Source organism: Gaiella sp., from assembly GCF_057140465.1.
Window position 1 is genome coordinate 1 of the sequence record NZ_DBNHWK010000042.1, and the last position, 25,539, is coordinate 25,539.

25 protein-coding genes are annotated in these 25,539 nt (G+C 73.7%); 6 read left to right on the plus strand and 19 right to left on the minus strand.

Annotated features, from left to right (window positions below; genetic code table 11):
• The first annotated feature begins 224 nt into the window (after positions 1-224).
• Entirely contained in the window at positions 225-767 is a 543-nt protein-coding gene (locus AC162C_RS06105) for an NUDIX hydrolase (protein ID WP_484096776.1), read from the plus strand.
• A 28-nt stretch (positions 768-795) separates the two neighbouring features.
• Here AC162C_RS06105 and AC162C_RS06110 read toward each other — a convergent pair whose 3' ends face one another.
• The 6 genes from AC162C_RS06110 to AC162C_RS06135 all read right to left on the minus strand — a co-directional run bounded on the left by AC162C_RS06110 (position 796) and on the right by AC162C_RS06135 (position 6,483).
• A complete protein-coding gene (locus tag AC162C_RS06110; protein ID WP_484096777.1) occupies positions 796-3,030 on the minus strand; it encodes an MMPL family transporter in 2,235 nt (744 codons plus the stop codon).
• Positions 3,031-3,189: 159 nt separating this feature from the next.
• Positions 3,190-4,251 (minus strand): NADH:flavin oxidoreductase/NADH oxidase, encoded by a 1,062-nt coding sequence (locus AC162C_RS06115; RefSeq protein WP_484096778.1) that lies wholly within the window; start codon positions 4,249-4,251, stop codon positions 3,190-3,192.
• A 120-nt stretch (positions 4,252-4,371) separates the two neighbouring features.
• Complete coding sequence (locus AC162C_RS06120) at positions 4,372-4,902, minus strand: GNAT family N-acetyltransferase (protein WP_484096779.1); 531 nt, start codon at positions 4,900-4,902, stop codon at positions 4,372-4,374.
• A gap of 171 nt (positions 4,903-5,073) precedes the next feature.
• Entirely contained in the window at positions 5,074-5,337 is a 264-nt protein-coding gene (locus tag AC162C_RS06125; RefSeq protein WP_484096780.1) for a hypothetical protein, read from the minus strand.
• Between the two features lie 118 nt (positions 5,338-5,455).
• Positions 5,456-5,743 carry a hypothetical protein gene (locus AC162C_RS06130; RefSeq protein ID WP_484096781.1) on the minus strand — a complete coding sequence of 96 codons (288 nt, stop codon included), beginning with the start codon at positions 5,741-5,743 and terminating at the stop codon, positions 5,456-5,458.
• Between the two features lie 53 nt (positions 5,744-5,796).
• Positions 5,797-6,483: a class I SAM-dependent methyltransferase gene (locus AC162C_RS06135; protein ID WP_484096782.1), complete on the minus strand. Its 687-nt coding sequence runs from the start codon at positions 6,481-6,483 to the stop codon at positions 5,797-5,799.
• A gap of 181 nt (positions 6,484-6,664) precedes the next feature.
• Here AC162C_RS06135 and dinB point away from each other — a divergent pair, with 181 nt between their 5' ends.
• On the plus strand, positions 6,665-7,858 hold the full coding sequence (gene dinB / locus AC162C_RS06140; RefSeq protein WP_484096783.1) for a DNA polymerase IV: 1,194 nt from the start codon (positions 6,665-6,667) through the stop codon (positions 7,856-7,858).
• 27 nt (positions 7,859-7,885) lie between these two features.
• Here dinB and hisIE read toward each other — a convergent pair whose 3' ends face one another.
• Genes hisIE through AC162C_RS06175 form a run of 7 tightly spaced genes read right to left on the minus strand, consistent with a single transcriptional unit; the run spans position 7,886 to position 13,744 of the window.
• Positions 7,886-8,440 carry a bifunctional phosphoribosyl-AMP cyclohydrolase/phosphoribosyl-ATP diphosphatase HisIE gene (gene hisIE, locus AC162C_RS06145; protein ID WP_484096784.1) on the minus strand — a complete coding sequence of 185 codons (555 nt, stop codon included), beginning with the start codon at positions 8,438-8,440 and terminating at the stop codon, positions 7,886-7,888.
• Positions 8,422-9,174, minus strand: a complete 753-nt coding sequence (gene hisF / locus AC162C_RS06150; RefSeq protein WP_484096785.1) for an imidazole glycerol phosphate synthase subunit HisF — start codon at positions 9,172-9,174, stop codon at positions 8,422-8,424. Before hisF ends, hisIE begins: the two co-directional genes overlap by 19 nt.
• Positions 9,156-9,764, minus strand: coding sequence for an imidazole glycerol phosphate synthase subunit HisH (gene hisH, locus AC162C_RS06155; protein WP_484096786.1), 609 nt, complete (start codon positions 9,762-9,764; stop codon positions 9,156-9,158). Before hisH ends, hisF begins: the two co-directional genes overlap by 19 nt.
• On the minus strand, positions 9,761-11,362 hold the full coding sequence (locus AC162C_RS06160; RefSeq protein ID WP_484096787.1) for an aminotransferase class I/II-fold pyridoxal phosphate-dependent enzyme: 1,602 nt from the start codon (positions 11,360-11,362) through the stop codon (positions 9,761-9,763). The genes hisH and AC162C_RS06160 overlap by 4 nt, the downstream gene beginning before the upstream one ends.
• Positions 11,359-12,519: a histidinol dehydrogenase gene (gene hisD / locus AC162C_RS06165; protein ID WP_484096788.1), complete on the minus strand. Its 1,161-nt coding sequence runs from the start codon at positions 12,517-12,519 to the stop codon at positions 11,359-11,361. Before hisD ends, AC162C_RS06160 begins: the two co-directional genes overlap by 4 nt.
• A complete protein-coding gene (hisG, locus tag AC162C_RS06170; RefSeq protein WP_462973265.1) occupies positions 12,516-13,406 on the minus strand; it encodes an ATP phosphoribosyltransferase in 891 nt (296 codons plus the stop codon). The genes hisD and hisG overlap by 4 nt, the downstream gene beginning before the upstream one ends.
• Positions 13,403-13,744, minus strand: a complete 342-nt coding sequence (locus AC162C_RS06175) for a YerC/YecD family TrpR-related protein (protein ID WP_484096789.1) — start codon at positions 13,742-13,744, stop codon at positions 13,403-13,405. The genes hisG and AC162C_RS06175 overlap by 4 nt, the downstream gene beginning before the upstream one ends.
• Before the next feature lie 26 nt (positions 13,745-13,770).
• Between AC162C_RS06175 and AC162C_RS06180 the strand changes: the two genes are divergently transcribed.
• From AC162C_RS06180 to AC162C_RS06190, 3 genes are all read left to right on the plus strand, one after another.
• Positions 13,771-14,493 (plus strand): 1-(5-phosphoribosyl)-5-[(5-phosphoribosylamino)methylideneamino]imidazole-4-carboxamide isomerase, encoded by a 723-nt coding sequence (locus tag AC162C_RS06180; protein WP_484096790.1) that lies wholly within the window; start codon positions 13,771-13,773, stop codon positions 14,491-14,493.
• A gap of 133 nt (positions 14,494-14,626) precedes the next feature.
• Positions 14,627-16,909, plus strand: coding sequence for a serine/threonine-protein kinase (locus AC162C_RS06185; RefSeq protein WP_484096791.1), 2,283 nt, complete (start codon positions 14,627-14,629; stop codon positions 16,907-16,909).
• 10 nt (positions 16,910-16,919) lie between these two features.
• Positions 16,920-17,540 (plus strand): hypothetical protein, encoded by a 621-nt coding sequence (locus AC162C_RS06190; protein WP_484096792.1) that lies wholly within the window; start codon positions 16,920-16,922, stop codon positions 17,538-17,540.
• A gap of 63 nt (positions 17,541-17,603) precedes the next feature.
• Here AC162C_RS06190 and cofH read toward each other — a convergent pair whose 3' ends face one another.
• Complete coding sequence (gene cofH / locus AC162C_RS06195) at positions 17,604-19,982, minus strand: 5-amino-6-(D-ribitylamino)uracil--L-tyrosine 4-hydroxyphenyl transferase CofH (RefSeq protein ID WP_484096793.1); 2,379 nt, start codon at positions 19,980-19,982, stop codon at positions 17,604-17,606.
• Between the two features lie 115 nt (positions 19,983-20,097).
• Here cofH and AC162C_RS06200 point away from each other — a divergent pair, with 115 nt between their 5' ends.
• Positions 20,098-20,664: an NUDIX hydrolase gene (locus tag AC162C_RS06200; protein WP_484096794.1), complete on the plus strand. Its 567-nt coding sequence runs from the start codon at positions 20,098-20,100 to the stop codon at positions 20,662-20,664.
• Positions 20,665-20,739: 75 nt separating this feature from the next.
• Here the strand turns inward: AC162C_RS06200 and AC162C_RS06205 are convergent, their stop codons facing one another.
• The 5 genes from AC162C_RS06205 to AC162C_RS06225 form a co-directional block, all read right to left on the minus strand.
• A complete protein-coding gene (locus AC162C_RS06205) occupies positions 20,740-21,981 on the minus strand; it encodes an ABC transporter substrate-binding protein (RefSeq protein WP_484096795.1) in 1,242 nt (413 codons plus the stop codon).
• 69 nt (positions 21,982-22,050) lie between these two features.
• Positions 22,051-23,091 (minus strand): branched-chain amino acid ABC transporter permease, encoded by a 1,041-nt coding sequence (locus AC162C_RS06210; RefSeq protein ID WP_484096796.1) that lies wholly within the window; start codon positions 23,089-23,091, stop codon positions 22,051-22,053.
• Positions 23,088-23,987, minus strand: coding sequence for a branched-chain amino acid ABC transporter permease (locus AC162C_RS06215; RefSeq protein WP_484096797.1), 900 nt, complete (start codon positions 23,985-23,987; stop codon positions 23,088-23,090). The genes AC162C_RS06210 and AC162C_RS06215 overlap by 4 nt, the downstream gene beginning before the upstream one ends.
• 115 nt (positions 23,988-24,102) lie before the next feature.
• Complete coding sequence (locus tag AC162C_RS06220; protein WP_484096798.1) at positions 24,103-24,816, minus strand: ABC transporter ATP-binding protein; 714 nt, start codon at positions 24,814-24,816, stop codon at positions 24,103-24,105.
• Positions 24,813-25,526, minus strand: coding sequence for an ABC transporter ATP-binding protein (locus AC162C_RS06225; RefSeq protein ID WP_484096799.1), 714 nt, complete (start codon positions 25,524-25,526; stop codon positions 24,813-24,815). The genes AC162C_RS06220 and AC162C_RS06225 overlap by 4 nt, the downstream gene beginning before the upstream one ends.
• Positions 25,527-25,539: the final 13 nt, after the last annotated feature.

Here is a 25,539-nt window from a genome sequence, read left to right on the forward strand (position 1 = left end):
CCGTCGCTTTCCCGAGCCGATCGAGGTCGACGGGATCGACGTCGACGGCCACGTGCTCTGGGGGATGACGCTGCGCATCCTCGACCACGTCGTCCCGCGCCTGCTCGCGGGCGCGTGGGACGTCTGAGGGCGACCGGGGCTCACCACGCGCGAGGTCGTGCGCACCGCCGTGCGCGACCGAGCCCCGCGATCGCCCGGTGACACGAGGTCGCTAGCATCGCCGCATGCCGCCGGAGGAGTGGGAGCAGATCGACTCGGAGCCGGCCTTCGACGACCCGCACTTCCGCGTGCGCCGGGACACGGTGCGGCTCCCGAGCGGGCGCATCGCCGACGACTACCTCGTCGGGGTGCTCGAGGACTACGCGCTCGTCGTCGCGGTGACGTCGGACGATCGCGTCGTGCTGACCCGGCAGTGGAAGCAGGGCGTCCGTCGGGTGACCCTCGAGCTCCCGGGAGGGAAGCTCGACGCCGGCGAGGCCCCGGTCGACGCAGCCGTGCGCGAGCTCCGGGAGGAGACCGGGTTCGTGGCGCACGAGCTCGAGCTGCTCGCCTCGCTCGACGTCGACGCCTCGAAGGCGGCGAACCAGGGGCACGTCTTCCTCGCGCGCGGGGCGGAGCGGCGACACGAGCCCGAGCCGCACGAGATGGAGGCGCCGGAGGTCGTGCTCGTGCCGCTCGACGAGGTCACGGCCCTGCTCGAGGATGGCTCGATCCGGGGCGCGGCGTCGGTCGCCGGCCTGCTCCTCGCCCTCGGCCGGGCCCGCTGAGCCGCCCGCACGGCGCGCCGCCCGCTTCTCAGGCCTCGGTCGCCTCGGGATCCGGCGCGTCCGCGCCCGCGAGCGCCGCGGCAGCAGCCTCGCTGTCGTGCGGCGGCTCGATCGTGATGTTCGGGAGCAGCCGATCGAGCCAGCGCGGCATGTACCAGGTCTTCTCCTGGAGGAGCGTGAAGAAGGCGGGCACGAGCGTCATCCGGACGACGAGCGCGTCGGTGAGGATCGCGACCGCGAGCAGGAGCCCGAACTCCTTCGCGACGCGGTCGCCGCTCAGAACGAACGCGGCGAAGACCGTGCCCATGATCAGTGCGGCGGCGACGACGACGCGCCCGATCGCCGCGATCCCGTGGTCGACGGCGTCGCGCGTCTTCAGGCCGTGCACGTGCTCCTCGCGGATCCGGCTCATCAGGAAGACCATGTAGTCCATCGAGAGGCCGAAGAGGATCGCGAAGGCGATCGGCGGCACGAAGGTCTCGATCGGCCCCGTTCGGTCGAGGCCGGTGAGCCCGAGCAGGTGGCCCTCCTGGACGACGAGGGTGAGCACGCCGAAGCCGATGAAGGCCGAGAGGATCGTCGTCACCGCCGCGGTCAGCGAGACGACGATCGAGCGGAACGCCATCGCGAGGACGATGAACGTGACGCCGATGATGTAGAGGAGGAAGAGCGGCAGCCGCTCGACGATGCGCTCGCCGATGTCCTTGAACGCGGCGGTGAGGCCCGAGACGTAGGCGACCGCATCGCCGCCCTCCGTCGCGGCGGGCACGACGTCCGCGCGGAGGCGATCGACGAGCCGGTCGGTCTCCTCGTCCTGCGGTGCGGAGTCCGGCGTGACGAAGACGATCGCGACGCTCTTCGCGTCGTTGAACTGCGGCTCGGCGACGGACGCCACGCCCTGGAGGCCCTCCACGCCGTCGTAGATGCGCTGCGGCGCTCCGGGGTCGCCGTTGACGTCGACGACGATCGGGATCGGGCCGTTGAAGCCCGCGCCGAAGCCCTCGGCGAGGAGGTCGTACGCCCGGCGGCTCGTCTGCTCCTTGGGCTGGGTGCCCTGGTCGGCCGCCCCGAGCCGCACGAGCATGGACGTCGCCGCGAGCCCGAGCCCGACGACGAGGAGGACCGTGAACACGATGCCCGCGTGCGCGGTGACGAACCGGCCCCAGCGGGCGACGAGGGTCTTCTCGCGGGCGGCCTCGGAGTCGTCGATCGGCCGCAGGAAGGGGACTTTGAGCCGGTCGACCTTGTGGCCGAGGAGCGCGAGCACGGCGAGGAGGAGCGAGTTCGCGATCAGCACCGTCGTGAGGACGCCGAGCGCGCTGCCGAACCCGAGCTTCGTCACGAAGTCGAGGCCGAAGAAGGCGAGGCCCGTCACCGAGATCGCGACCGTCGCGCCCGCGAACAGGACCGCGCGGCCGGCCGAGGCGCCCGCTTCGGCGGCGGCGTCCCGTGGCGAGAGCCCCTCGTGGATGAGCTGGCGGAACCGCGTGACGATGAACAGCGAGTAGTCGATGCCGACCCCGAGCCCGATCATCGAGACGAGCAGCGGCGTGACCGTGTTGATGTCGGTCAGGCCGGCGAGCAGGAACAGCAGCACGAAGGCGGTCGCGACCGCGGTGATCGCGAGCACGATCGGGATCACCGACGCGACGAACGTCCGGAAGACGACGAGGAGCACGATGATCGCCGCCAGCAGCCCGAGCAGCTCCTGCGTCCCCTGCTCGAGCGGGGGGTACTCCGCATCGCCGTTGAACTCGACGATCACGCCGGCGGGCTCGACGGTCTCGCGGACGGCGTCCTGCACGGCGACGACGGCGTCGCGGTCCTTCTCGTAGATCACGCGGTCGAACTGCGCCTCGGTGTACGCGATGCGCCCGTCGTCCGACACCGTGCTCTCGTCGAACGGGTCACCCACGCTCTCCAGGCCCGCCCGCTCGTCGGTCGGCGCGAACTCGGCGGACTGCAGCCTCGTGACCGCCTCCTCGATCGCGGCGCGGCGCTCCGGGGTGTCGAGCGCCTCTCCGACGGGCGCGGCGAAGACGAGGTTGAGCACGCCCCCCTGCTCGGCCTGGAACTCGGCCTCGATGAGGTCGGTCGCCTTCTGCGTGTCCGAGCCGGGGATCTCGAACGCGTCCCGCAACTGCCCGCCGAACGCCACGACGGCGAGCACGAGGACGGCGATGATCGCGATCCAGGCGCCGACGACGCGCCAGGGATGCGTGGCGCATGCCCGCGTCCATCGTGCGAGGGCACCCGTCGACATGCGCTCGTGGGCCGCGAACCGTTGGCCCGACAACGGTTCCGTCTCCTCCTGTGTGACTCGAGGCTCGTCGGCCTCCATCTCTCTCCCTCGCGTCGCGGCTGTCCGACGTGCACCGTACCGGTCCCGGTCGGGCGATCCGCGCCGCCGCGGTCGTGACCCCTACCAGGCGCGGAGGTACTGGTCGGGCGGTGTCAGCTCGGCGCCGAGCGCCTGCGCGGCGCGACGGGGGAAGTAGGGGTCGCGAAGCAGCTCCCGGGCGAGCAGGACGACGTCCGCCTGTCCCGATGCGACCACGGCCTCGGCCTGCGCGGGCTCCGTGATCAGCCCGACGGCGCCGGTCGCGATCCCCGCCTCACGGCGGATCCGCTCGGCGAACGGCACCTGGTAGCCGGGCCCGAGCACGACGTCCTGGTGGGGTACGAGGCCCCCGGAGGAGACGTCGATCAGGTCGACCCCGCGCGCGGCGAGCGACCGGGCGAGCTCGACGCTCTCGTCGACGTCCCAGCCGCCGTCGGCCCAGTCGGTCGCCGAGATCCGGACCCAGAGCGGCAGCTCCTCCGGCCACACGGAGCGGACGGCGTCCGCCACCTCGAGCACGAGCCGCGTCCGGCCCTCGAGCCCCCCTCCGTACCGGTCCGTGCGCGCGTTCGCGAGCGGCGACAGGAACTCGTGCAGGAGGTAGCCGTGGGCGGCGTGGAGCTCGACGAGGCGGAACCCCGCGTCGAGCGCGCGCGAGGCGCCGGCGCGGAACGCCTCGACGACCGCGCGGATCCCCGCCGCCTCGAGGGCAGCGGGCGGATCGTCGGACGGGTGGAACGGGATCGCGCTCGGCGCGGCCGGCTGCCATCCGCCGTCGCTCGGCGACACCCGTCCGCGACCACGCCAGGGCACGTCCGTGCTCGCCTTCCGCCCCGCGTGCGCGAGCTGCATGCCCGGCACGGCGCCGGCCCGCGCCACGAAGGCGGCGATCCGTGACCAGGCCTCGGCTTGGCGGTCGTTCCAGATGCCTGCGTCCCGGGGGGAGATCCGGCCCTCGGGCGTGACGGCGGTGGCCTCGGTGATCACGAGGCCGGCCCCGCCGACGGCACGGCTGCCGAGGTGAACCTCGTGCCACTCGTTCGGCATCCCGTCGACCGAGGAGTACTGGCACATCGGCGAGACGACGATCCGGTTGCGGAGCGTGACGGAGCGCTGGGCGAAGGGCGTGAAGAGCACGGGCATCGTCCCTGCGTCAACGCGTGGTCGGCACCGCGTGTTCCCGGCGGGGATCGCGGGCCCCGTCCCGGTCACGGTCGGGAGCCCCTCGCGACAGGCCCGACCCGGCTGCCGGCCCCCGCGGCGTCACAGGGCCTTGTAGAACACGGTCGTGTCGCAGGGCCGCCCGTCCGGGTAGAGCGCGTAGTCGGGGATGACGCCGACCTTCGCCCAGCCCGTCACCTCGTAGAGACGCTCCGCGGCGTCGCCCGTCACGGTGTCGAGCACGAGCAGCGTCTTCCCCTCGGCGAGCGCCTCTCGCTCGGCGGCCTCCATCAGCAGGCGGGCGATCCCGCGGCGGCGCGCCGCGCGGCGGACGAGGAGCTGCTGGATCTCCGCGCGGTGCGGCGAGTTCGGCTGCTGTGCGAGGGCGACCTGCACGGTGCCCACCAGCTCCGTCCCGAGGTACGCGGCGAGGAGCACCCGGCGGCCCCGCTGGACGTCCTCGGCGACCACCGCGAAGGCGTCGCGCGCCTGCTCGTGTGAGAACGGCGCCAGGTAGCGCACCGACGCACCGCCGTCGACGCAGTCGAGAAGGACGTCCGCGAGGCGATCGCACTCCGCGTGGGCGCCGGCGCCGTCGAGGCGCCGGACGTCGATCTGCGCCCCGGTGGTCATCCGACGTCAAGTGTCGCACCGAGGCCACACGGGCGGAAGACGCGACCGGGATGTCGTGCCGGGGCCGCTCGCGACTCTCCGGCCGGCGGGTGCGCGACCGCGGCTCCTGCGGCCCGGGCGGGGCAGGCGACGGTCGTGCGCCCGCCCCGCTGCCGGTAGCCGGTGCGGCTCCTAGGCCTCGACGAGGAAGACGACCGTCTCGGGGACGACGGTGTCGTGCTCCATCGCGTCCGCCGCGGCCTGCGTCTCCATCAGCGCCATCACGGCGTCGAGGTCGGCGACGTCCATCACCAGCCCGACGCGCGTGCGGTTGCCCGGGTCGACGAACGTCCGGATGTTGGTCACGCCGATCGGGCCGAAGATCTCCTCGCGCCGCGGCGACGCGAGCCAGTGGTCGGTGTCCTTCACGTCGTGGTACGCCATGATCGTCGGCATCCCGTCTCCTCTCTGTTTGGGGCCGGGGGGGTCCCCGGCGCGGTCTAGTGATCCTACGATCGCGCGGCCCGGGCGCGAAACGCACGGTCGTCAGTGGCCGAGGCCGCGTCGGCGCCTCTCAGTCGAAGCCTGCGACGACCTCGCCGGAGCGCCGGTCCGTCGGCTCCGCGAGCAGCGGCACGACGTGCTCGCGCATCCACGGCCCACCGACCTCGGTCTTGACGCGCTCTTCCGTCTCGGCGTCGGGGAACGCGAGGACGAGGAAGGCGTGGGTGTCGTCCACCTGGACGAGCCGGGCCTCGTCGCCGCCGGCGTCGACCACCGCCTGCAGCGCCTCCCGCGCCGAGTCGATGAGGGACGCCGGGATCGGGTCGGCGAAGGTCAGGTGGTTGACCGCGAACCGCACGCCCGCGATCCTAGTCCGGCCCCGGCGGGAGCGCCAGCGTCGGCGACGCGGCCTCAGGGACGCGCGGTCACGAAGACGTACTCGCGGCTCCCGTCGCCGAGCGGCTCACGGTCGAAGCCGCCGTACACGGCCTCCACCTCGAGCCCGGCCACGTCGATCAGCCCGAGCCACTCGTTCTTCGTCGCCCACCAGAGGGAGCTCGTGCCGCCGTCATCGAGGACGATGTCGACGCGGTTGTCCCCAACCGCGTAGCGGAGCGTGTGCGGCACGGGCTCGTCGTGACGGCGCCCGTCGAGGCGAGCCGCGATCGCGTGGTCGAAGGCGAACGCGTTCCAGGCGAAGCGCCCGCCGGGCACGAGGGACGCGGCGACGCGCTCGAACGTGCGGCGCCGGTCGGCCCAGGTCGGCAGGTGCAGGAGGGCGCGGAACGGGCAGTACACGAGCGCGGCGGGCTCGTCGAGCGCGAGCTCGCGCATGTCGCCCTCTCGCAGGTCGAGCTCGACCCCGGACTCGGCGGCCCGCCTCCCGGCCTGCTCGAGCATCGCCGGCGACGCGTCGATCCCGATCACGGGCCGCCCTGTCGCCCGCGCGACCGGGATCGCCACGCGGCCGTTCCCGACCGCGAGCTCGACGAGGCGCCCCTGTGCCTCGCGGGCGAGCTCGACGTAGAAGGGAATGTCCGCGGTCATGTGCGCCGCCCACTCGTCGTAGTGCGCCGCGAAGGCCTCGTCCCAGCTCACGGACCGATGCTACTCCCGAGCCCCGAAAGGCCTCCGCCGATCGACCGCGAGCCACCCACCGCGCACCGGGCGGGGACGCGCCGCCATCGACGAGACGAGGGCGATCCCGATCCCCGACGACGAGCCCGCCCCGTCCGGGCGCGCCGAGCCGGTTGCCCGACGAGAGCGAGGATGCGAACATGTGTTCGTGTCGGAGGCGACGATCCTCCACGCCGACCTGGACGCGTTCTTCGCGTCGGTCGAGCAGCGCGACGACCGGCGCCTGCGCGGACAGCCGGTGATCGTCGGCGGCGGCGTCGTGCTCGCCGCGAGCTACGAGGCGAAGGCGTACGGCGTCGAGACGGCGATGGGCGGCCGGCAGGCGCGGCGGCTCTGCCCGCACGCGGTCGTCGTGCCGCCGCGCATGGCCGCCTACGCGGAGGCGAGCGCGGCCGTGCTCGCGCTGTTCGAGGACACGACGCCGCTCGTCGAGCGCCTGTCGATCGACGAGGCGTTCCTCGACGTCCGCGGCATGCGCCGCCTCGCGGGCACGCCGGCGGAGATCGCCGAGCGGCTCCGCCGGCGCGTCCTCGACGAGGTCGGGCTGCCGATCACCGTCGGGATCGCGAGGACGAAGTTCCTGGCGAAGGTCGCGAGCGGGGTCGCGAAGCCGAACGGCCTGCTCGTCGTGCCCCCGGCGGACGAGCTCGGGTTCCTGCACCCGCTCCCGGTGGAGCGGCTCTGGGGCGTCGGACGCGTGACCTCTGCGAAGCTCCGCAGCCGCGGGATCAGGACGGTCGGCCAGGTCGCGGGGCTCGACGAGCGCGTGCTCGTGTGGATGGTGGGCGGGGCGGCCGGACGCCGGCTGCACGCCCTCGCGCACAACCGCGACCCGCGGACCGTTCGCGTCGCGCGGCGGCGCCGGTCGATCGGGAGCCAGCGCGCGCTCGGCAGTCGTCCGAAGCGCATGAAGGACGTCGACGCGACGCTCGTCGCGCTCGTCGACCGGGTCTGCAGACGGCTGCGTGCCGGTCATCGGGTGTGCAGGACGGTCGTGCTCCGCCTGCGCTTCGCCGACTTCGCCCGGGCGACGAGGTCGCGCACGCTTCCGCAGGCGACGGCGCGGACGCAGACCGTCCTCGACGCCGCCCGCGACCTGCTCGCGGCGTCGGCCCCGCTGATCCGCACGCAGGGGCTGACGCTCGTCGGGATCTCCCTCACGAACCTCGAGCGCGACGACCGTGTCCAGCTCGCACTGCCCTTCGAGCCCGCGCCCGAGGCGTCGCTCGACGCGGCGCTGGACGAGATCCACGAGCGCTTCGGCCCGGGTGCGGTGACCCGGGCGCTGCTCCTCGGCCGTGACCCCGGGATCTCGGTGCCGCTGCTGCCGGACTGAGGTCGAGGTCGGCCCGCTCGCCGGCGCTCAGCGGTCGGCGTGGCGCCGACGGAGCTCGTCCTCGACGGCGGTCGGGTCGAGACCCCGCGCAGCGAGGAGCACGAGGGCGTGGAACCAGAGGTCGGCGAGCTCGGAGACGAGCCGGTCGTCCGACTCCGCCGCGCCCGCGAGCGCCGCCTCCACCCCCTCCTCCCCGACCTTCCGCGCGGCTTCGGCCGGGCCGGCGTCGAGGAGCGACACGACGTACGAGCCGTCCGGCCGCTCTGCCCGTCGCTCCGTGATCACGCGCCACAGCCAGGGCGCGAAGCACGACTCCGCCCCCGTGTGACAGACGGGACCGGCCGGTCGTACGCGGTAGAGGACCGCGTCCCCGTCGCAGTCGTCCGCGATCTCCTCCACCGCGAGGGTGTTGCCGGAGGTCGCGCCCTTTCGCCAGTACGCGCGACGCGAGCGACTCCAGAACCAGGCCTCGCCACTCTCCCGCGTGCGACGCAGCGCCTCGTCGTCGGCGTACGCGAGCATCAGCACACGACCCGAGGCGACGTCCTGGACGACGACCGGGATCAGATCCGGATCGGCCACCCTGCCTCCCGGAGCTCCGACTTCAGGGACGGCAGCCGCTCCGGCCGCTCGTGGACGATCGACGCGATCAGCGCCGCCTCGGCGCCCGCTGCGTACGCGTCGGCCATGTGCGCGGCGCAGCCTGCCCCACCGGAGGCGATCACCGGCACCTCGACCGCGTCGGCGACCGCGGCGGTGAGCTCGAGGTCGTACCCGGCACGGGTGCCGTCGGCGTCGATCGACGTGACGAGGAGCTCGCCCGCGCCGTGCCCGACGGCGTCTACGGCCCACTCGACGGCGTCCCGGCCGCGGGGTGTCCGCCCGCCGTGGGTGACGACCTCGAAGCCGCCGTTCGCGCGGCGCGCGTCGATCGCGCACACGACCGCCTGCGCACCGTACTCGTCGGCCAGCGCCGTGAGGATCGCCGGCTCGTCGAAGGCGGCCCGGTTGACGGCGACCTTGTCCGCACCGGCGCGGAGCACGGACTGCGCGTCGTCGAGCCCGGTGACGCCGCCGCCGACCGTGAACGGGATCGTCAGCTCGTCCGCCGAGCGCGCGATCAGCTCGAGGATCGGCCTGCGGCCCTCGACGGTTGCGGTGATGTCGAGGAAGACGAGCTCGTCGGCTCCCAGCTCGGAGTAGCGGGTGGCGAGCACGATCGGGTCGCCGACGTCGCGGAGCCCCACGAAGTTGACGCCCTTGACGACGCGGCCGCCCGCGACGTCCAGGCACGGGATCACCCGCTTCGCGACCATCGCAGGACGTTCTCCAGGAAGCGAGCGCCGGCCGCCCCGCTTCGCTCCGGATGGAACTGCGCCCCGGCGAGCGGCCCGTGCGCGACGGCGGCGACGACGCGGCCGTCGTGGTCGACCCGCGCGAGCTCGACGGCCTCGTCGGCGGGCTCGACCGCGTAGCTGTGGGCGAAGTACACGAACGCGCCCTCGAGGCCGTCGGCGAGCGGCTCGCCCTCCGCGACGGCGAGGGCGTTCCAGCCCATGTGCGGGACGCGCCGAGCCCGCAGCCGGCGCACGGGGCCTGCGAGCAGCCCGAGACCGCGTCCACCCTCCTCCGACTCCTCGAACAGCACCTGCATCCCGACGCAGATCCCGAGCGTCGGGCGGCCGGCGGCGACTCGCTCGCGGAGCGCGTCGTCGAGGCCGTGCGCGGCGAGCCCCCGCACGGTGCTCGCGACATGGCCGACGCCGGCCACCACCGCGAGCGGAGCCTGCTCGACCTCCGTGGCGCTCGTCGTGACCGCCGGCTCGGCGCCGGCGCGGGCGAGCGCGGAGCAGACCGACCGGGGGTTGCCCACCCCGTGGTCGGCGAGGACGACGCGGACGCTCACGCCATGCCCTTCGTCGACGGTGCGCCCGTGCCGGACGGTGCGACGGCGGCGGCGAGCGCCCGCCCGAGCGCCTTGAACGCCGCCTCGGCGACGTGGTGGTCGTCCGTCCCGGCCGCACGCAGGTGCACGGTGCATCCCGCCTCGATCGCGAACCGCTCGAGCGCGTGGCCGAGGAGCGACGTCGCGAGCGTGCCGACACGGTCGGACGCGAACGCGAGCTGTACCTCGGCGTGGGCTCGACGCACGAGGTCGACCGCCGCCTCTGCACGGGCCTCGTCCATCGGCACGACCGCCGACCCGTAGCGGGCGATGCCCGCACGCGCCCCGAGGCTCTCCGAGACCGCGGCCCCGAGCGCGGCGAGCACGTCCTCGACGGTGTGGTGCTCGTCCACTTCGAGGTCGCCGGCTGCGAGCAGCTCGAGGTCGAACCCGCCGTGGAACGCCAGCAGCGTCAGCAGGTGGTCGAGGAAGCCGATCCCGGTCGCGACGCGCACCCGTCCCGCGCCGTCGAGGTCGAGCGCGAGGCGGATCGCGGTCTCGGTCGTCGTCCGCACGAGCGTCGCCTGCCGGCCCGGAGCGGGCCCGGGAGTCGCCCCGAGCGCCCGCAGGAGCACGTCGTTCTCGGCGGGACGGCGGAGCGTCGCCCGGATCCCGGACGGGAAGCGGCGCACGACGATGCCCTGCTCCTCGAGCCGCTCGCCGAGGGGCTCCGTGGTCGGGATCCACACGAAGTTCGCGGCGCTCGGCGGGCACGCGTACCCCGCCTCGACGAGCGCGGTGCGGACGCGCTCGCGCTCGGTGACCGTCGACTCGAGGTCGAGCAGCCGCGGCGCGCGGAGCGCCGCCGCCGCGATCCGCGCCGCCGGCCCGGAGACCGGTGCGGGCGCCCGCCGGTCGGTGAGGAGGGCGGCCGTCTCCGGGTGCGCGAGGGCGTAGCCGACCCGGAGCGAGGCCAGCCCGAACGCCTTCGAGAGCGTGCGCAGGACGACGAGGTTCGGAAGCTCGTCCACCCACGGAGCCGCGCTCCGGGCCCCGTACTCGAGATACGCCTCGTCGACGACGACGACCGCGTCGGGCCGTGTCCGCGCCCACTCGACGAGCCGCTCCGGCTCCGCGACGGCGCCGGTCGGGTTGTCCGGGTTGCAGTGCCAGTAGAGGTCGGCGTCGTCCTCGATCCCGACCGTGGTCGCCGCGCGCAGCGCGGTGACGATGCCGAAGTACGCGTACGTCGGCGACCGCAGCGCCGCGCGGGCCCCCGGGCCGAGGAACGTGTGCGCGAGGAGGAGGATGAGGTCGTCGGCCCCTGCGCCGACGACGACGTTCCCGGGCGCGAGCCCCGCGTAGGCGGCCGCCGCCGCGCGGAGCTCGACGTAGCCCCCGGCCGGGTACTCGTTGAGCGTCGCCATCGCCTCCGCCAGCGGCACCTGCGGCACGCCGGGCAGCGGAGGCGTGTTCTGGTCGAACTTGAGCACCGCCTCGGGACGGAGCCCGTGCCGTTCGGCCACCTCCGCCACCGTGGGCGCCCAGCGATACGACGCGAAGCTCTCGCCCACCGGCTGCGCCAGCGCACGGACCGCGGCCGCGTCAGCGGTGCTCATGCCCCCTCCTCGACCGCGACGGCGACCGCGGCCGCGTGCAGCGGGAGGCCCTCGGCCCGGGCCAGCGGGTCGACGACCTGCGCGGCGGCGCGCATCCCCTCCGTCGAGGCGCGCACGATCTGCACCGGCTTCAGGAACGTCTCCAGGCCGAGCCCGCCGGACGAGCGCGCGAGGCCGCCGGTCGGGAGGACGTGCGTCGCGCCCGCCGCATAGTCGCCGACGACCGAGGGGACGGAGACGAACACCGTTCCCGCGTTGCGCACGCGCGCGACGAGCGGCTCGGGCTCGGCGACGTGGAGCTCGAGGTGCTCGGGCGCGAACGCGTCGGCGCGCGCCAGCGCGTCGTCCAGTGACGCGACCAGCTCGACGGAGACGTTGTCGTGCCCCTCGACGAGCGTCGCGACGGCCTCGGAGAGCGTCGGCGCATCGGTCAGGAGCACCGCGACGGAGTCGCTCCCGTGCTCGGCCTGCGCCAGCAGCGACGACGCCACGAGCGGCGGCGGCGCGCTCGCGTCCGCGATCACGAGCACCTCACTCGGCCCCGCGGGGAGGTCGATGCGCACCTGCGCCGACACGAGGAGCTTCGCCGCCGTCACGAAGCGGCTGCCCGGGCCGACGAGGAGGTCGACGGCGGGGATCGTGTCCGTGCCGTACGCCAGCGCGGCCACCCCCTGTGCGCCGCCCACGCTGTAGATCTCGTCCAGCCCGAGCTCGCGCGCAGCGACGAGCGTCGCGTCGGCAGGGTGCGGCGTGACGACGGCGATCCGGCGGACGCCGGCCACCTGTGCCGGCACGGCCGCCATCACGAGCGACGAGGGCAGCGGCGAGCGACCGCCGGGGACGCAGACGCCGACGGCGTCGACCGGGAGCCACCGCCGCTCCGCGACGATCCCCGGCATCGCCTCGACCCGCGTGTCCGCGGGCCGTTGCGCCTCGCTGAAGCGCCGCACCGCGGCGATCATCGACCGCAGCGCCTGGAGCACGTCGTCGTCGACCGAGGCCGCGGCGATCCGCTCGCGGGGGACGCGGACGCCCTCGGGCCGCGGCCCGTCGAAGCGCTCGGTCCACTCGAGCAGTGCGGCATCGCCCCGGTCGCGGACGTCCGCGACGATCGGGGCGACGGCCTCGAGCGCGTCGTCGAGGCCCTCCTGTCTCATGCGACCAGCCGTTCCACCGGGAGGACGAGGATCGAGGTCGCCCCCGCGTCCTTGAGCGCCGGGAGCAGCTCCCAGACGTCGTCGGCGTCGACGGCGGCGTGAACGGCGATCTCCCCCTCGTCCGCGAGCGGGACGACCGTCGGCGCGCCCATGCTCGGGAGCACCGTCCGGATCCGCGCGAGATCGTCGGCCCGCGCGTTCATCATCACGTACCGCCGACGCCTGGCGGCGACGACGCCGAGGAGCATCAGGTCGAGCCGGTCGACGAGCTCTCGGCGTCGCTCGATCGCCTCGCGCCCGCCGATCAGCACCGCCTGGGACGAGAGGAGGAGCCCGATCCGGCGCAGGCCGTTGGCGCTCACCGTCGAGCCGGTCGAGACGAGGTCGACGATCGCGTCGGCGAGCCCGAGCCGCGGTGCCGCCTCGACGGAGCCGGAGACCGGCACGAGCTCCGCGTCGATGCCACGCTCGGCGAGCAGGCGGCGCGTCGAGACCGGGTAGGCCGTGGCGACACGAAGCCCGCCGAGCCCCTCGAGCGCGTCCTGTGGAGCGTCCTCGGGGACTGCGGCCTCGAGCGTGCAGCGCCCGAAGCCGAGGTCGGCGATCGTGACGACGTCCGCGTCGGCCTCGAGGACGAGGTTCGCGCCGGTGATGCCGAGGTCGACCACGCCGTCCTGCACGTACTCCGGGATGTCGCTCGGCCGCACGAGCAGCAGGTCGACGGGGGCGTTGGCGCAGGGAACGAGGAGCGACCGCTCCGTGAGCTCGAACGTGAGCCCGGCCTCTGCGCAGAGCCGCAGCGCCGGCTCGCCGAGCCGGCCCTTCGACGGGACCGCGAGCGTGAGCCGCCCGTTCTCGCCCGCACGCTCGAACGGCGTCCCGCTCACCGGGCCCGCCTCCGGTTCGAGCGATCGAGCGCGATGCGGTAGCCGCCCGCCCCGTGCCGCACCCACTGGGCGACGCGCGTCACCGTCGCGGTGGAGGTCGGCACGCGCTCGGCGATCTCGAGGTAGGGGATCCCGCGCTCGAGCAGCCGTGCGATCTGCCAGCGGTGTGCGAGCGCCTCGAGCTCGGGCAGGGTGCAGAGGTCGCGGAGGAAGCGCTTCGCCTCGTCGCGGGTACGCATCGAGAGCACCGCGTCCGCGAGCTCGTCGAGCCCGGGCACGGGCTCGACCGCATGCTCCGGAGCTGCCGTCGGCTCCACCGGTGTCCGCTGTCGTGCCATCCGTGAGCGCATGGTAGCATGCTAGCGTGCTAACACGTCAATTCGAAGTGATCCCCGCCGTGGACGTGCTCGACGGCCGGGCCGTCCGCCTGCGCGAGGGACGCCGGGAGGCCGTGACGCTCGAGGGCGGCGACCCCGTGGAGCTCGCCGCGCGCTTCGCCGCCGAGGGGGCGACGCGCCTTCATCTCGTCGACCTCGACGGGGCGTTCTCCGGGACACCGTCCGCGGGGCTCCTCGAACGGCTGCTGCCGGTCGGCCTCCCGATCCAGGTCGGGGGCGGCTATCGGACGGTCGCGGCCGTCGAGGGCGCCCTCGCCGCGGGTGCCGACCGGGTGCTCGTCGGCACGGCGGCGCTCGATCCGCGCTTCCTGGCCGAGGCGGTCGCGACGGCCGGCGACGGTCTCGTCGTCGCCGTCGACGTGACGTCGGGGAGGGTCGCCGCGGACGGCTGGACGGTGACGACCGACCTCGGCCCGGCCGCCCTCGCGCGGCGATGCGCCGACGCCGGCGTCGCCCGGCTCCTCGTGACGAGCACGGCGCGGGACGGCACGCTCGAGGGCCCGGACACGGCGCTCCTCGCGTCGATCCTCCCGGTCGGGCTGCCGCTGCTGGCGGCCGGCGGGATCGCATCGGCCGCCGATCTCGCGACGCTGCGTGCGCTCGGGTGCGAGGCAGCCGTGGTCGGGAGCGCGCTCCTCGCGGGTCGCTTCACGCTCGCCGAGGCGCTCGCGGAGACGGGGCCCCGGTGACCGCCTCCCCGCTCGGCACCGTGGCGTGCTGCTGACGAAGTCGCTGCAAACCACACATTTCCCTTACGAGACGCGCGTGCCGCCGGTGCTACCGTCAGGCCCGTCCCCGGGGTCCGAACGGAGGTCGACGTCGGTGAGCCGCCGTGCTCCGCTCGCAGTGCTGACCATCATCACGGTGCAGGTCGTCGCCGCGACGATCGCCACGCAGCCGGCGCGTGCCGCCGACGGCTCCACGGCGTCCTTCGTGCCGCCCGTGATCGCGGCGCTCCCGTCGAAGCCGGTCCCCTCGCTCGAGCCGCAGGTGACGGATCGGCTCTGGAGTCGGCTCGTGCGCGATGCCGAGCCGCTGTCGTTCGGGCCGGCGCAGGCGAGCTGCCGTCCCGCCCGGGTCGTGTTCTACGCGGCGAACGACTGGCTGCGGCTGGCGACGACGCTCGCGGCGAACGCCTCGCCGTGCGCCGACTACTACATCTCGGTCCCGCCGCTGACGTCGGACAAGACGCGACCGCGCCCCAACCAGGCGCAGCGCATCCGGGCCCTCGGGCCACGGTTCCACGCACTCGCCGAGGTCCACATGGGCGGCTGGCGGTCCTGGGTGAACGCGAACGGCGCGTCCTGGCGCGAGGCGGGCGTCGAGGCCCGCCGGCGGATGGCGGCGGCCGGGTACGACGTCGCGCTCGGCGACACGTGGGCCGTCAACGAGTTCTCCTCCGCGGTGCGCCGTGGCACGGCCGCCGCGCGGAGCGAGGCCCGTGACTTCGTCCGTGGGCTCTTCGAGGGCGACGGCTCGGTCCCGCAGTCCCGGGGTGTCGTCTTCATGGTCGGCGTCGGGCAGGACGTCTCCGACCTGCGCGACTACCGGGCCCGGATGCAGACCTGGATGCTCGAACAGGACTTCTGGGTCGACATGAACGCCTTCGTCGCCGACTGGTCGATCGAGGTGTACGGCGACGCCCGCTACTACGGCGTCCCGGGAACCTCCCTCGCGGAGCGACGTGACACGCTCAACCACTACCTGCAGCACCAGCTCGCGCTCGCGCGCACGGGCCCTCCCGAGGCGGGCGCGGCCCGGACGTACCTCGAGCGCGCGCACAGCCCGCTCGCGAACGCCGCCTGGCAGTGGGCGTCGTCGTTCGGCAACACCGTGATCCCGGCCGAGGCGATGCAGAGCTATGTCTCCGCCCAGACGTACGCGATGCGCTTCTACGCGAACGGGAACGGCGACGCCGACCGGTTCGGCTTCGCGTGGGCGCCGCGGAACCTCGGCGGCATCCTCCCCGGGGAGTTCGCGCGCCAGGCGCGCGGCGTGCTCGAGCGGATGGCGGCGGCGATCCGCGACTCCGGGACGACCCTCGACGCCGGCGATCCGGGTGCGGGCGCCTGCGGGACGCCGGGGACGAACACGTGGTGCGGTGCCGACGTCGACGGCGCCCGCACGACCTCGGCGTGGGGCAGGTTCGCGACGTGGGTCGAGGCCTCGCTCGTCTTCACGACCGCGCCGCAGACGATCCCGGCCGACGTCCCGTCTGGAGCGCTCACGCTCCAGCTCCAGCAGGGCCGGTTCCCGGTCGCGGCGAGGTCGGACGTCGCGGTCACGCTCACGTCCGACTCGCCTGCCGGGGCGTTCGCGACCGCACTCGAGGGCCCGTGGTCGCCGACGCTCGCGCTCACGATCCCGGCGGGCGCGACCGTGAGCGGCGCCTTCTACTACCGTGACACGAGGGCCGGCGTGTCCGTCGTCTCCGCGACCGCCGCCGGCTACGCGACGGGGACGCAGGAGCAGACGATCCTCGGCGGGCCGGCGATCTCCGTGCGCATCGACCCGCCGACCGTGTCCGTGGTCGCGGGAGCACGCGAGGAGCTCACCGTCGACGGCGTCGACGCCTACGGCAACCTCGTTCCCGCCACAGCCCCCGTCTGGGCGCTCGCCCCGGGGACACCCGGCACGCTCGAGCCGACGACCGGGCGCACCGTGACCTACACCGCCGACGGGCCGGGCAGCGGTGCCGTCGTCGTCACCGCGGAGGGCGAGACCGGCCCGCTGAGCGCATCGGCGGAGATCACCGTCTCACCGCCGCCGGTGGTGCGGGTGGCGTCCATCACCTACCGGCGCGTCGGCCCACGGCTGCGCGTCGACGTCGTCGCCGTCGACGCGGCCGGGAAGCCGGTTCCCAACGCCGCCGTCGCGGTGCTCGTGCGCCGCAACGGCGGGCGCCACCTCACCGCCGCCCGCCGGACGGGAGCGCTCGGCAGAGCCGCGTTCCGGCCTGCCGCCCGGCCCGGGTGCTTCAGGACCCGGGTCACCCGCGTCGCGGCCTCCGGGCATCGCTGGAACGGCAAGACCCCCGCGAACCGCTTCTGCATCAAGCCGAAGCCGAAGCGGGCGCGGACGGCGAAGGCGAAGGCGACGGACTAGGCTGCGCTCCGTGGAGATCCGCCTCTGCGACGACCGGGGGGACGAGGGGTTCTCGTGGACCGTGGCCGAGCCGATGACGAGGACGAGCCACGCGCTCGCGGACGACGGCCGTGTCTGGCTCGTCGATCCCGTGGACTCACCCGATGCGCTCACCCGGGCGTCCGGCCTCGGCGAGCCGCAGGCGGTCGTCCAGCTGCTCGACCGCCACGGCCGTGACTGCGCGACGATCGCGGCGCGGCTCGGCGTCCCCCACCTCGTCGTGCCCGCATCGCTGCCCGACACGCCGTTCGAGGTGGTGACCGTCGTGCGGCGACGGAGCTGGCAGGAGGTCGCGCTCTGGTGGCCGGCCACCCGGACGCTGGTGGTCGCCGAGGCGATCGGCACGAACGCCTTCTTCACAGGCGGCCGGCCGGGAGCGGGCGTCCACCTCCTGCTCCGGCTCGCGCCGCCGCGCCGGCAGCTCGGCTCGTTCGATCCCGAGCACCTGCTCGTCGGCCACGGCGTCGGCATCCACGGCCCGGAGGCTGCGACCGCCCTCGCAGAGGCGCTCGCCGGTGCCCGCACGGGCCTGCCGCGCGTCCTGGCGAAGGTCCCCTCGCTCGCGTTCGGCGCCCGGCGCGGTCGGACGTAGGCACCGGCAGGCGCCCGGCGGTCGGGCAACGACCCCCGCGCGCGGAGATGCCGGCCGCGGGCGCTACCGGGCCCGTGCGCCCGCGACGAGGCCCGGCCGCAGCAGTCGCGGCGGCGCCTGCAGCCCGGCCTGGCGGACGGGCGGGCTCACTGGCTCGGCGAGCGGAGCGGCCCCGAACGACCGTGCGACCTGGTCGGAAGGCGGATCGCCGTAGAGCGTCGTGCGCTGACGGGGGCGACGCCCCGCGGAGCGGATGAGCGCCTCCATCCGCTCCGGTGGCAGCTCCTGCCCCCACTCCGAGCCGGCGGCCCGTGAGATCGACTCGTTCATGAGGGTGCCGCCGAGGTCGTTGACACCGGCGGCGAGGGCCTGGCGGACGCCCTCCGGCCCGAGCTTCACCCACGAGGCCTGGACGTTCGTGATCAGGGGATGCAGCGCCAGCCGCGCGACGGCGTGGACGAGGAGCGCCTCGGCGAACGTCGGCCCTCTCCGCGCTCGCCCCTGCAGGTACATCGGAGCCTCCATCGGGACGAACGGGAGCGGCACGAACTCGGTGAAGCCGCCCGTGCGCGCCTGCTGCTCGCGGGCGCGGAGGAGATGGCGGGCCCAGTTCCGTGGGCGGTCGACGTGCCCGAACATCATCGTCACGTTCGACGCGAGCCCGGCACGGTGTGCGGCGTCGTGCACGTCGAGCCACTGCGCGGTCGTGACCTTGTCGGGGCAGATCACCGCGCGGACCTCGTCGTCGAGGACCTCGGCCGCGGTTCCCGGCAGGGAGCCGAGGCCGAGCACGCGCAACGTGCCGAGGTACTCGTCGAGCGCGACGCCGAGCGTCGCCGCGCCCTGCCAGATCTCGAGCGCGGAGAACGCGTGCACGTGGACATCGGGGACGGTCTCGGCGATCACACGGACGACATCGGCGTAGTAGTCGCCCGTGAACGCCGGGTGGATCCCTCCCTGGAGGCAGACCTCGGTCGCACCACGATCCCAGGCCTCCGCTGCCCGGCGGGCGATCTCGTCGAGGGGCACGAGGTACGCGGGGCCGCGGAGGTTCTCGGCGAGCTTCCCCTTCGAGAAGGCGCAGAAGCCGCAGCGGAAGTAGCAGACGTTCGTGTACTGGATGTTGCGCGTGACGACGTAGGTGACCTCGTCTCCGCAGGTCTCCCGCCGTAGGCGGTCGGCGGCGGCGAGCACCCGGGCGCGCTCGCGGCCGCGCGCCTCGAGGAGCCTGACGATCTCGTCCTCCCCGAGCTCGTCGCCGGCGAGCTCGAGCGGCGGCGCGTCGGTCGAGGTGACGAACGGGACGGGCTGCGGCTCGCCCGGTGCCCAGCGGTCGTCTCGACCGTAGCCCTGCGCGTCGGAGGCACGCCGCACCGCGGGCTGCACCGCCGCGTCGACCCAGCGCTCGAGGTCGGCGACGTACTCGGGGTACAGCGGCAGGCGGGGCACGAGGGCGAAGCCGTGCTCCTCCGTTCCCTCCCGGAGGCGGTCGAGCGCCGGCCACGGCGCCTCCGGGTTCACGTGGTCGACCGTGACCGGGGAGACGCCGCCCCAGTCGTCGATGCCGGCGTGGAGCAGCCGCGGAAAGTCGTCGTGGGCGAGGTTCGGGGGCGCCTGCACGTGCACCGTGGGCGGGAGCAGCAGGCGGGCGGCGGCGATCGACCACAGGTGCTCCTCGAGCGAGGCGTCGGGGTGCTCGGCCATCCGTGTGCCCGCCTTGGCCCGGAAGTTCTGGACGATCACCTCGCCGAGGTGCCCGTGCTCCTCTGCGAGCGAGCGGAGGTCGAGGAGCGCCTCGAGCCGCTCCTCGCGGGTCTCGCCGATCCCGACGAGGATGCCGCTCGTGAACGGGATCGCGAGCTCCCCGGCTGCCCGGATCGTCTCGATCCGACGGGCGGCGATCTTGTCGGGCGAGGCCCAGTGCGGCATGCCCCTCGCCGCGAGCCGGTCGGACGACGTCTCGAGCATGAGCCCCATCGACGCCGAGACGGGACGCAGGAGCTCGAGGTCTGCACGCGTCATCACCCCGGGGTTGACGTGCGGCAGGAGCCCGGTCTCCTCGAGCACGAGCCGTGCGCACCGCGCGAGGTACTCGATCGTCGTCGTGCAGCCGAGGGCCGCGAGCTCCTCCCGGGCGACCCCGTAGCGGAGCTCGGGCTTGTCGCCGAGCGTGAACAGGGCCTCCGTGCACCCCGCGGCCGCTCCTGCGCGGGCGACCGCGAGCACCTCGTCCTCGCTCATGTACGCCCGCTCGCCGCGTCGGGGCGGCCGCGCGAACGTGCAGTAGCCGCACACGTCCCGGCACAGCGTCGTGAGCGGGACGAAGACCTTCGGCGAGTACGTGACGAGGCGACCGGCGGCGCGCGTGTCCCGCACCCTCCTGGCCTCGGCGAGGAGCTCGTCGAGCGGCGCCCTGCGGATGTCGGCGAGGAGATCGAGCATCGGTTGGGTCGGTCGTGAGCACCGGCCCGGGCGGTCTCCTCGCCCCGGACGGCCGCAGCATACGCGATCGCGACGAGGCGACGGGCGTCTCCCGGGCCCGCAGTACGATCGTGCGATGACGCACCCGTCAGGCGTGGGCCCGCCGCCCGAACCGTGGGAGCGCCTCGTCAGCGACTACCGCGACGAGCTCCCGCTCTTCCGGCCGCGGATCGACCGCATGCGCAACCCGCGCACCGACGCCGTGCTGGAGCGCCTCGTGCTCGAGGCACCCGACTGGGTGAACGTCGTCGCGATCACCCCGGACCGTCGGCTCGTGTGCGTGCGGCAGTTCCGCTTCGGCACCGCCGCCGTCGAGCTCGAGATCCCGGCGGGCATCGTGGATCCGGACGAGAGCCCGCTCGACGCGGCCCGGCGGGAGCTCCGCGAGGAGACCGGGTACACGACGAGGCGGTGGTCGGCCCTCGGCGCGACGGCGCCCAACCCCGCGTTCCTCGACAACACGTGCCACCACTTCCTCGCCGAGGACGCGGTCGAGACCGACGAGCTCGCCCTGGACGGCGGCGAGGACATCGTCGTCGAGACGGTCCCGCTCGACGACGTGCCGCGCCTCGTCGCCGAGGGCGTGCTCCGGCACGCGCTGGTCCTCAGCGCACTCGGACGGGTCCTCGACCTGCGCCCCTGATCGGCGGCGATCCGCGCCGCCACGTGGGTGCGCGGTGGCGATCCGCCTCCCGGGTCGCCACCCGCGCGAGGGCGACTAGGCGCCGCGGTAGGCCCAGATGCCGCCGAAGCTCTTCCACGACCCCCTGTCCCAGCGCTGCAGGAGCATCTGCTCGATCGGGAAGTGATCGCCTGCGCCGGTCTTGAGCGTGATCCCCGGCAACAGGAACGGGTTGCGCGGGATGTTCATGTTCGAGACCGCCTTCACGAGCGCGGGGCGTGTGAGGTTCTTGCCGATCCTGCGCAGGAGCTCGACCGTCGTCCACGCGACCGCCATCCCGTACACGTGGTAGACGTCGTTGGGGTTCGCGCCCGCCGCGTAGCGCTTCAGCACCGAACGGTAGAGCTTGACGGCCGGGTCGTTCTTCCACTTGGGGTCGGTGGGGTCCTTGAAGAAGACGATCGACAGCGAGCCGTTCACGACCTTGTTGCGCCCGCCTTCGGACGCGAGGAGCATGATGTTCGACGCCGAGGAGACGGCGTTGTTGATCGTGAGCTTCGGCCGCCAGCCGAGCTTGTTCGCGAACACGTAGGCCTGGATCGCGAACTTCGGCGTCGCGAAGATCGCGAACACGTTCGCGCCCGACGCCTTGAGCTTCGCGACCTGCGACTGGACGTCCGTCGCCGTGACCTCGTACGGCTGCGCCGCGATCACCTTCGCCTTCGAGCGCTGGAGCCCGCGCTTGAGCGCCGCCAGCAGGTCCTTGCCGTAGTCGTCGTTCTGGAAGAGGACGGCGATGCGCGCTCCGGGCTGCGTGCGGGCGAGGTACTTGCCGTACACCCAGCCCTCGGCGAGGTAGCTGGGCTGGAACCCGATCAGCCCCGGATACTCCGACGCCTGGCTGCCGAACAGGGTGGAGCCGCTCGCCGCGAAGAGCTGCGGGACGCCCTGCGCCCGCAGGTAGTCGCGGATCGCGAGGTTGTGCTCCGTCCCGAGCGCGTTGAAGATCGCGAACACCTTCTCCTGCTCGACGAGCTGCCGTGTCGCCTGCACGGTCTGCGCGGGGTTGTAGGCGTCGTCGACGTACCGGTACGTGATCTTCCGGCCGGCGACGCCGCCGCGACCGTTGACGTACTTGAAGTACGCGTCGGCGCCGCGGGCGACGGAGGCGTACGCGGACGCCGAGCCCGAGAGCGGTGACGTCCCGCCGAGCAGCACCGACGTCGGCGTGACGCCGGGGTCCGCGCCCACGGTGGACTGGGCGGCGATGGCCGCCGTCACGCCCAGGACGAGGGCGGCGGCCGAGATGAGGGCGGCGGACGTGAGCTTTCTGGTCATGGTCGGGGCGTGCTCCTTCGCGGTGGCGTCGTGGTCGACATCCGATCGTAGCCGTCACGTGTTAGGAGGTCATGTGCGCCGCAGGGCCCGCCACGCCCGGTGGAGGAGCCCGGCGAAGCCGTCCGGCAGCACGAACATGAGCAGGATCAGGACCGCGCCGAACACGACGGCCGGCGCGCCGGGGGAGTCGGTGTCGAGCTTCCCGAGGACGGGCAGCCAGTCGGGGATCACGCTCTCCGCGTCCTGCGCCCACTGCGTCTGCATGAAATGGATGAACACCGCCCCCGCGATCATCCCCACGAGCGAGCCGAGGCCGCCCACGACGACGCCGACCAGGAGGAAGATCGAGAGCGCGATCGGGAACGTGTCCGGGTTCACGAACGTCGTCGCGATCGCGAACAGCGAGCCCGCGACCCCGGCGTACGCGGCCGAGACGCCGAACGCGAGGGTCTTGTAGCGGGCGAGGCTGATCCCGAACGACACGGCCGCCGTCTCGCTGTCGCGCACGGAGCGGAACGCGCGACCGGTCCGTCCCCGCAGCAGCAGCCAGGCGACGACGTAGAGCACGATCGCGATCGACGTCGAGAGGTAGTACAGCCAGTTGTTGAAGTTCAGCTCCTGCCCGAGCACCGTCACCGGCTCGAGCGATGCGGTCAGCTCCTCCGTCCCGAACAGGTTGATGCCCTGCCCGCCTCCCGTGAACTCGTCGAAGCGCTTGATCAGCCCCGGCGTCGCGACCGCGACGGCGAACGTCGCGAGTGCCAGGTAGAGGCCCGACAGGCGGAGCGCGGGGATCCCGAACAGGAACCCCGCGGCGCCCGCGACCAGCCCGGCGATCGGGATCGTCCAGACGTCCTTGACGCCGTGGTCGATCATCAGGATCGCCGTCGTGTAGCCGCCGATCGCCATGAACGCGCCGTGGCCGAGCGAGATCTGCCCGGTGTAGCCGGTGAGGACGTTGAGGCCGAGCAGCGCGATCAGGTAGATCGACACGTACGCGAACTGTTGTGCGCGGAAGTCGCTCACGAACGCGGGCAGCACGAGCGCGAAGGCCGCGAGCACGACGAACGCCGCCACCGGGACCCCGATCCGCCGCAGCCCGTCCTTCATACGCGCCTCACCTCCGTGCGCCCGAAGATCCCCGACGGCTTGATGAGGAGGACGCCGAGGATGATCAGGAGCGCCGTCGGCAGGCGCAGCTCCTCGGTGAACCAGTCGAACAGGTCGTACTGGCTGAGCCAGCTGAGCACGTTCAGCAGCACCCCGAGCGCGAGGCCCCCGACGACCGCCCCGATCGGCGAGTCGATCCCGCCGAGCACCGCCGCCGCGAAGGCGTAGATGAGGGTGGCCTGCATCATCGTCGGGTCGAGGAAGAGGCTCGGCGCGGTGAGCATGCCGGCGACGGCGCCGAGCATGGCCGCGAGGCCCCACCCGAGACCGAGCATGCGCGTCACGCGAACACCGACGAGCCGGGCCTCGGCCGGGTTCACGGCGGCGGCGCGCATCGCGAGCCCGACCTTCGTGAACTGGAAGAAGAGCCAGAGCAGGAGCACGAGCGCGAGGGAGACGGCGATCGTGCCGACGTCGGACCACGCGACGATCACGCCTCCGATGTCGACCGTCCCCGTGGGGAACGGGCTCTCGACGGCACGCACCTCGCCGGTCCAGATGAACTGGGCGAGCCCGTTGAGGAGGATCAGGAGGCCGATCGTGACGATCACGACGCGGAGCACCGAGCTGCGGCTGTTCGGCCGGATCACGCCCTGGTAGATGCCGATGCCGCCGCCGAACGACGCGAGCAGGGTGAACGCGAAGGCGGGCCAGTACGGCCACCCGTGGTTGAACGTCAGCGTCCACAGGATGTAGGTCGAGAACATCGCCATCTCGCCCTGCGCGAAGTTGATGATCCCGGTCGCCCGGTGGATGAGCACGAGGGCGAGGGCGAGCAGGGCGTAGATGCCGCCCGAGGCGAGACCGGCCACGACCTGCTGCAGGAAGTCGGCCACCTAGCGGCTCCTCCACCGATCGACCGCGGTCGTCGCCCGGCGGCTGTCGCGGCCGGCGGCGTCCGCTCCACGGTCGGGGCGGCACGGGATCCGTGTCGATGCGACGCCGGCCACGTCAGTACCCGAGGTAGCTCCGCCGCACGGCCTCGTCCGCCTCGAGCTCCGCGGCCGAGCCCGAGACCGCGACCCGTCCCACCTCGAGCACGTAGGCGCGGGCGGCCGTCTCGAGCGCGATCCGCGCGTCCTGCTCGACCACGAGCACCGTCAGCCCCTCCTCGACGTTCAGCTCCCGCACGATCCGGAAGATCTCCCGGACGACCATCGGTGCGAGCCCGAGCGAGGGCTCGTCGAGCATCACGAGGCGTGGCCGCCCCATGAGGGCGCGGGCGAGGGCGAGCATCTGCTGCTCCCCGCCCGACAGCGTGCCGGCGCGCTGCCCGGCGCGCTCCGAGAGCCACGGGAACCACGTGGCCACCCGCTCGATGTCGGCGCGCACCCGGCGGTCGCGCCGCGTGTAGGCGCCGAGGCGGAGGTTCTCCTCGACGGTGAGATCCGTGAACGTCCCCCGCCCCTCGGGGACGTGCGCGATCCCCGCCTTGGCGACGGCCTCGGGCACCGCCCGCAACGGCTTCCCCGCGAATCGCACCTGCCCGCCGGAGCGACGGACGGTGCCCGAGACGGCGCGCAGCGTCGTCGTCTTCCCCGCCCCGTTCGCCCCGAGCACGGCGACCACCTCGCCGTCGCCGACCTCGAGCGAGACCCCGTGCAGCGCCTCGACCGGCCCGTAGCGTGCGTGGACGTCCTCGAGCTCCAGGAGCGGCGCCGTCACCCGTCGGCCCCCAGGTAGGCCTCGATCACGGCGTCGTCGGCCTGGACCTGCTCCGGCGTGCCGTCGGCGATCTTCCGCCCGAAGCTGAGCACGTTGACGTGCTCGGAGATCCGCATCACGAGCCCCATGTGGTGCTCGACGAGCAGCACCGTGAGCCCCAGCTCGTCGCGGAGTCGCTGCACGAACACCCCGAGCTCGTCGACCTCCTCGTGGTTGAGGCCGCCGGCCGGCTCGTCGAGCAGCAGCAGTCGCGGCTTCGCCACGAGCGCCCGGGCGACCTCGACCCGTTTCTGGGTGCCGTACGGAAGCGCCGACGCGGGGCGCGACGCGACGTCGGCGAGCCCGACGTAGTCGAGGGTGTCGAGGGCCTCCCGCGCGCCGACCCTCCGACCGCGGGCGTGCGCGCCGACGAGCACGTTCTCGAGCACGGACATCGTCCGGAACAGGTTGAGGTTCTGGAACGTCCGCGCGATCCCGCGGCGCACGATGCGGTGGGCGGGCGTGCGCAGCAGGGACTCGCCCTCGAACAGGACGTCGCCCTCGTCGGGGCGGTAGAGCCGCGTCACGACGTTGAAGACGGTGGTCTTGCCCGCGCCGTTCGGGCCGATCAGTCCCGTGATCGTCCCCGCGGCGACGGTGAAGGAGACCTCGTCGAGAGCGACGATGCCGCCGAACCGGAGCGTCACGTCGCGGACGGAGAGCAACGCCATCGTGGGTGAGTAC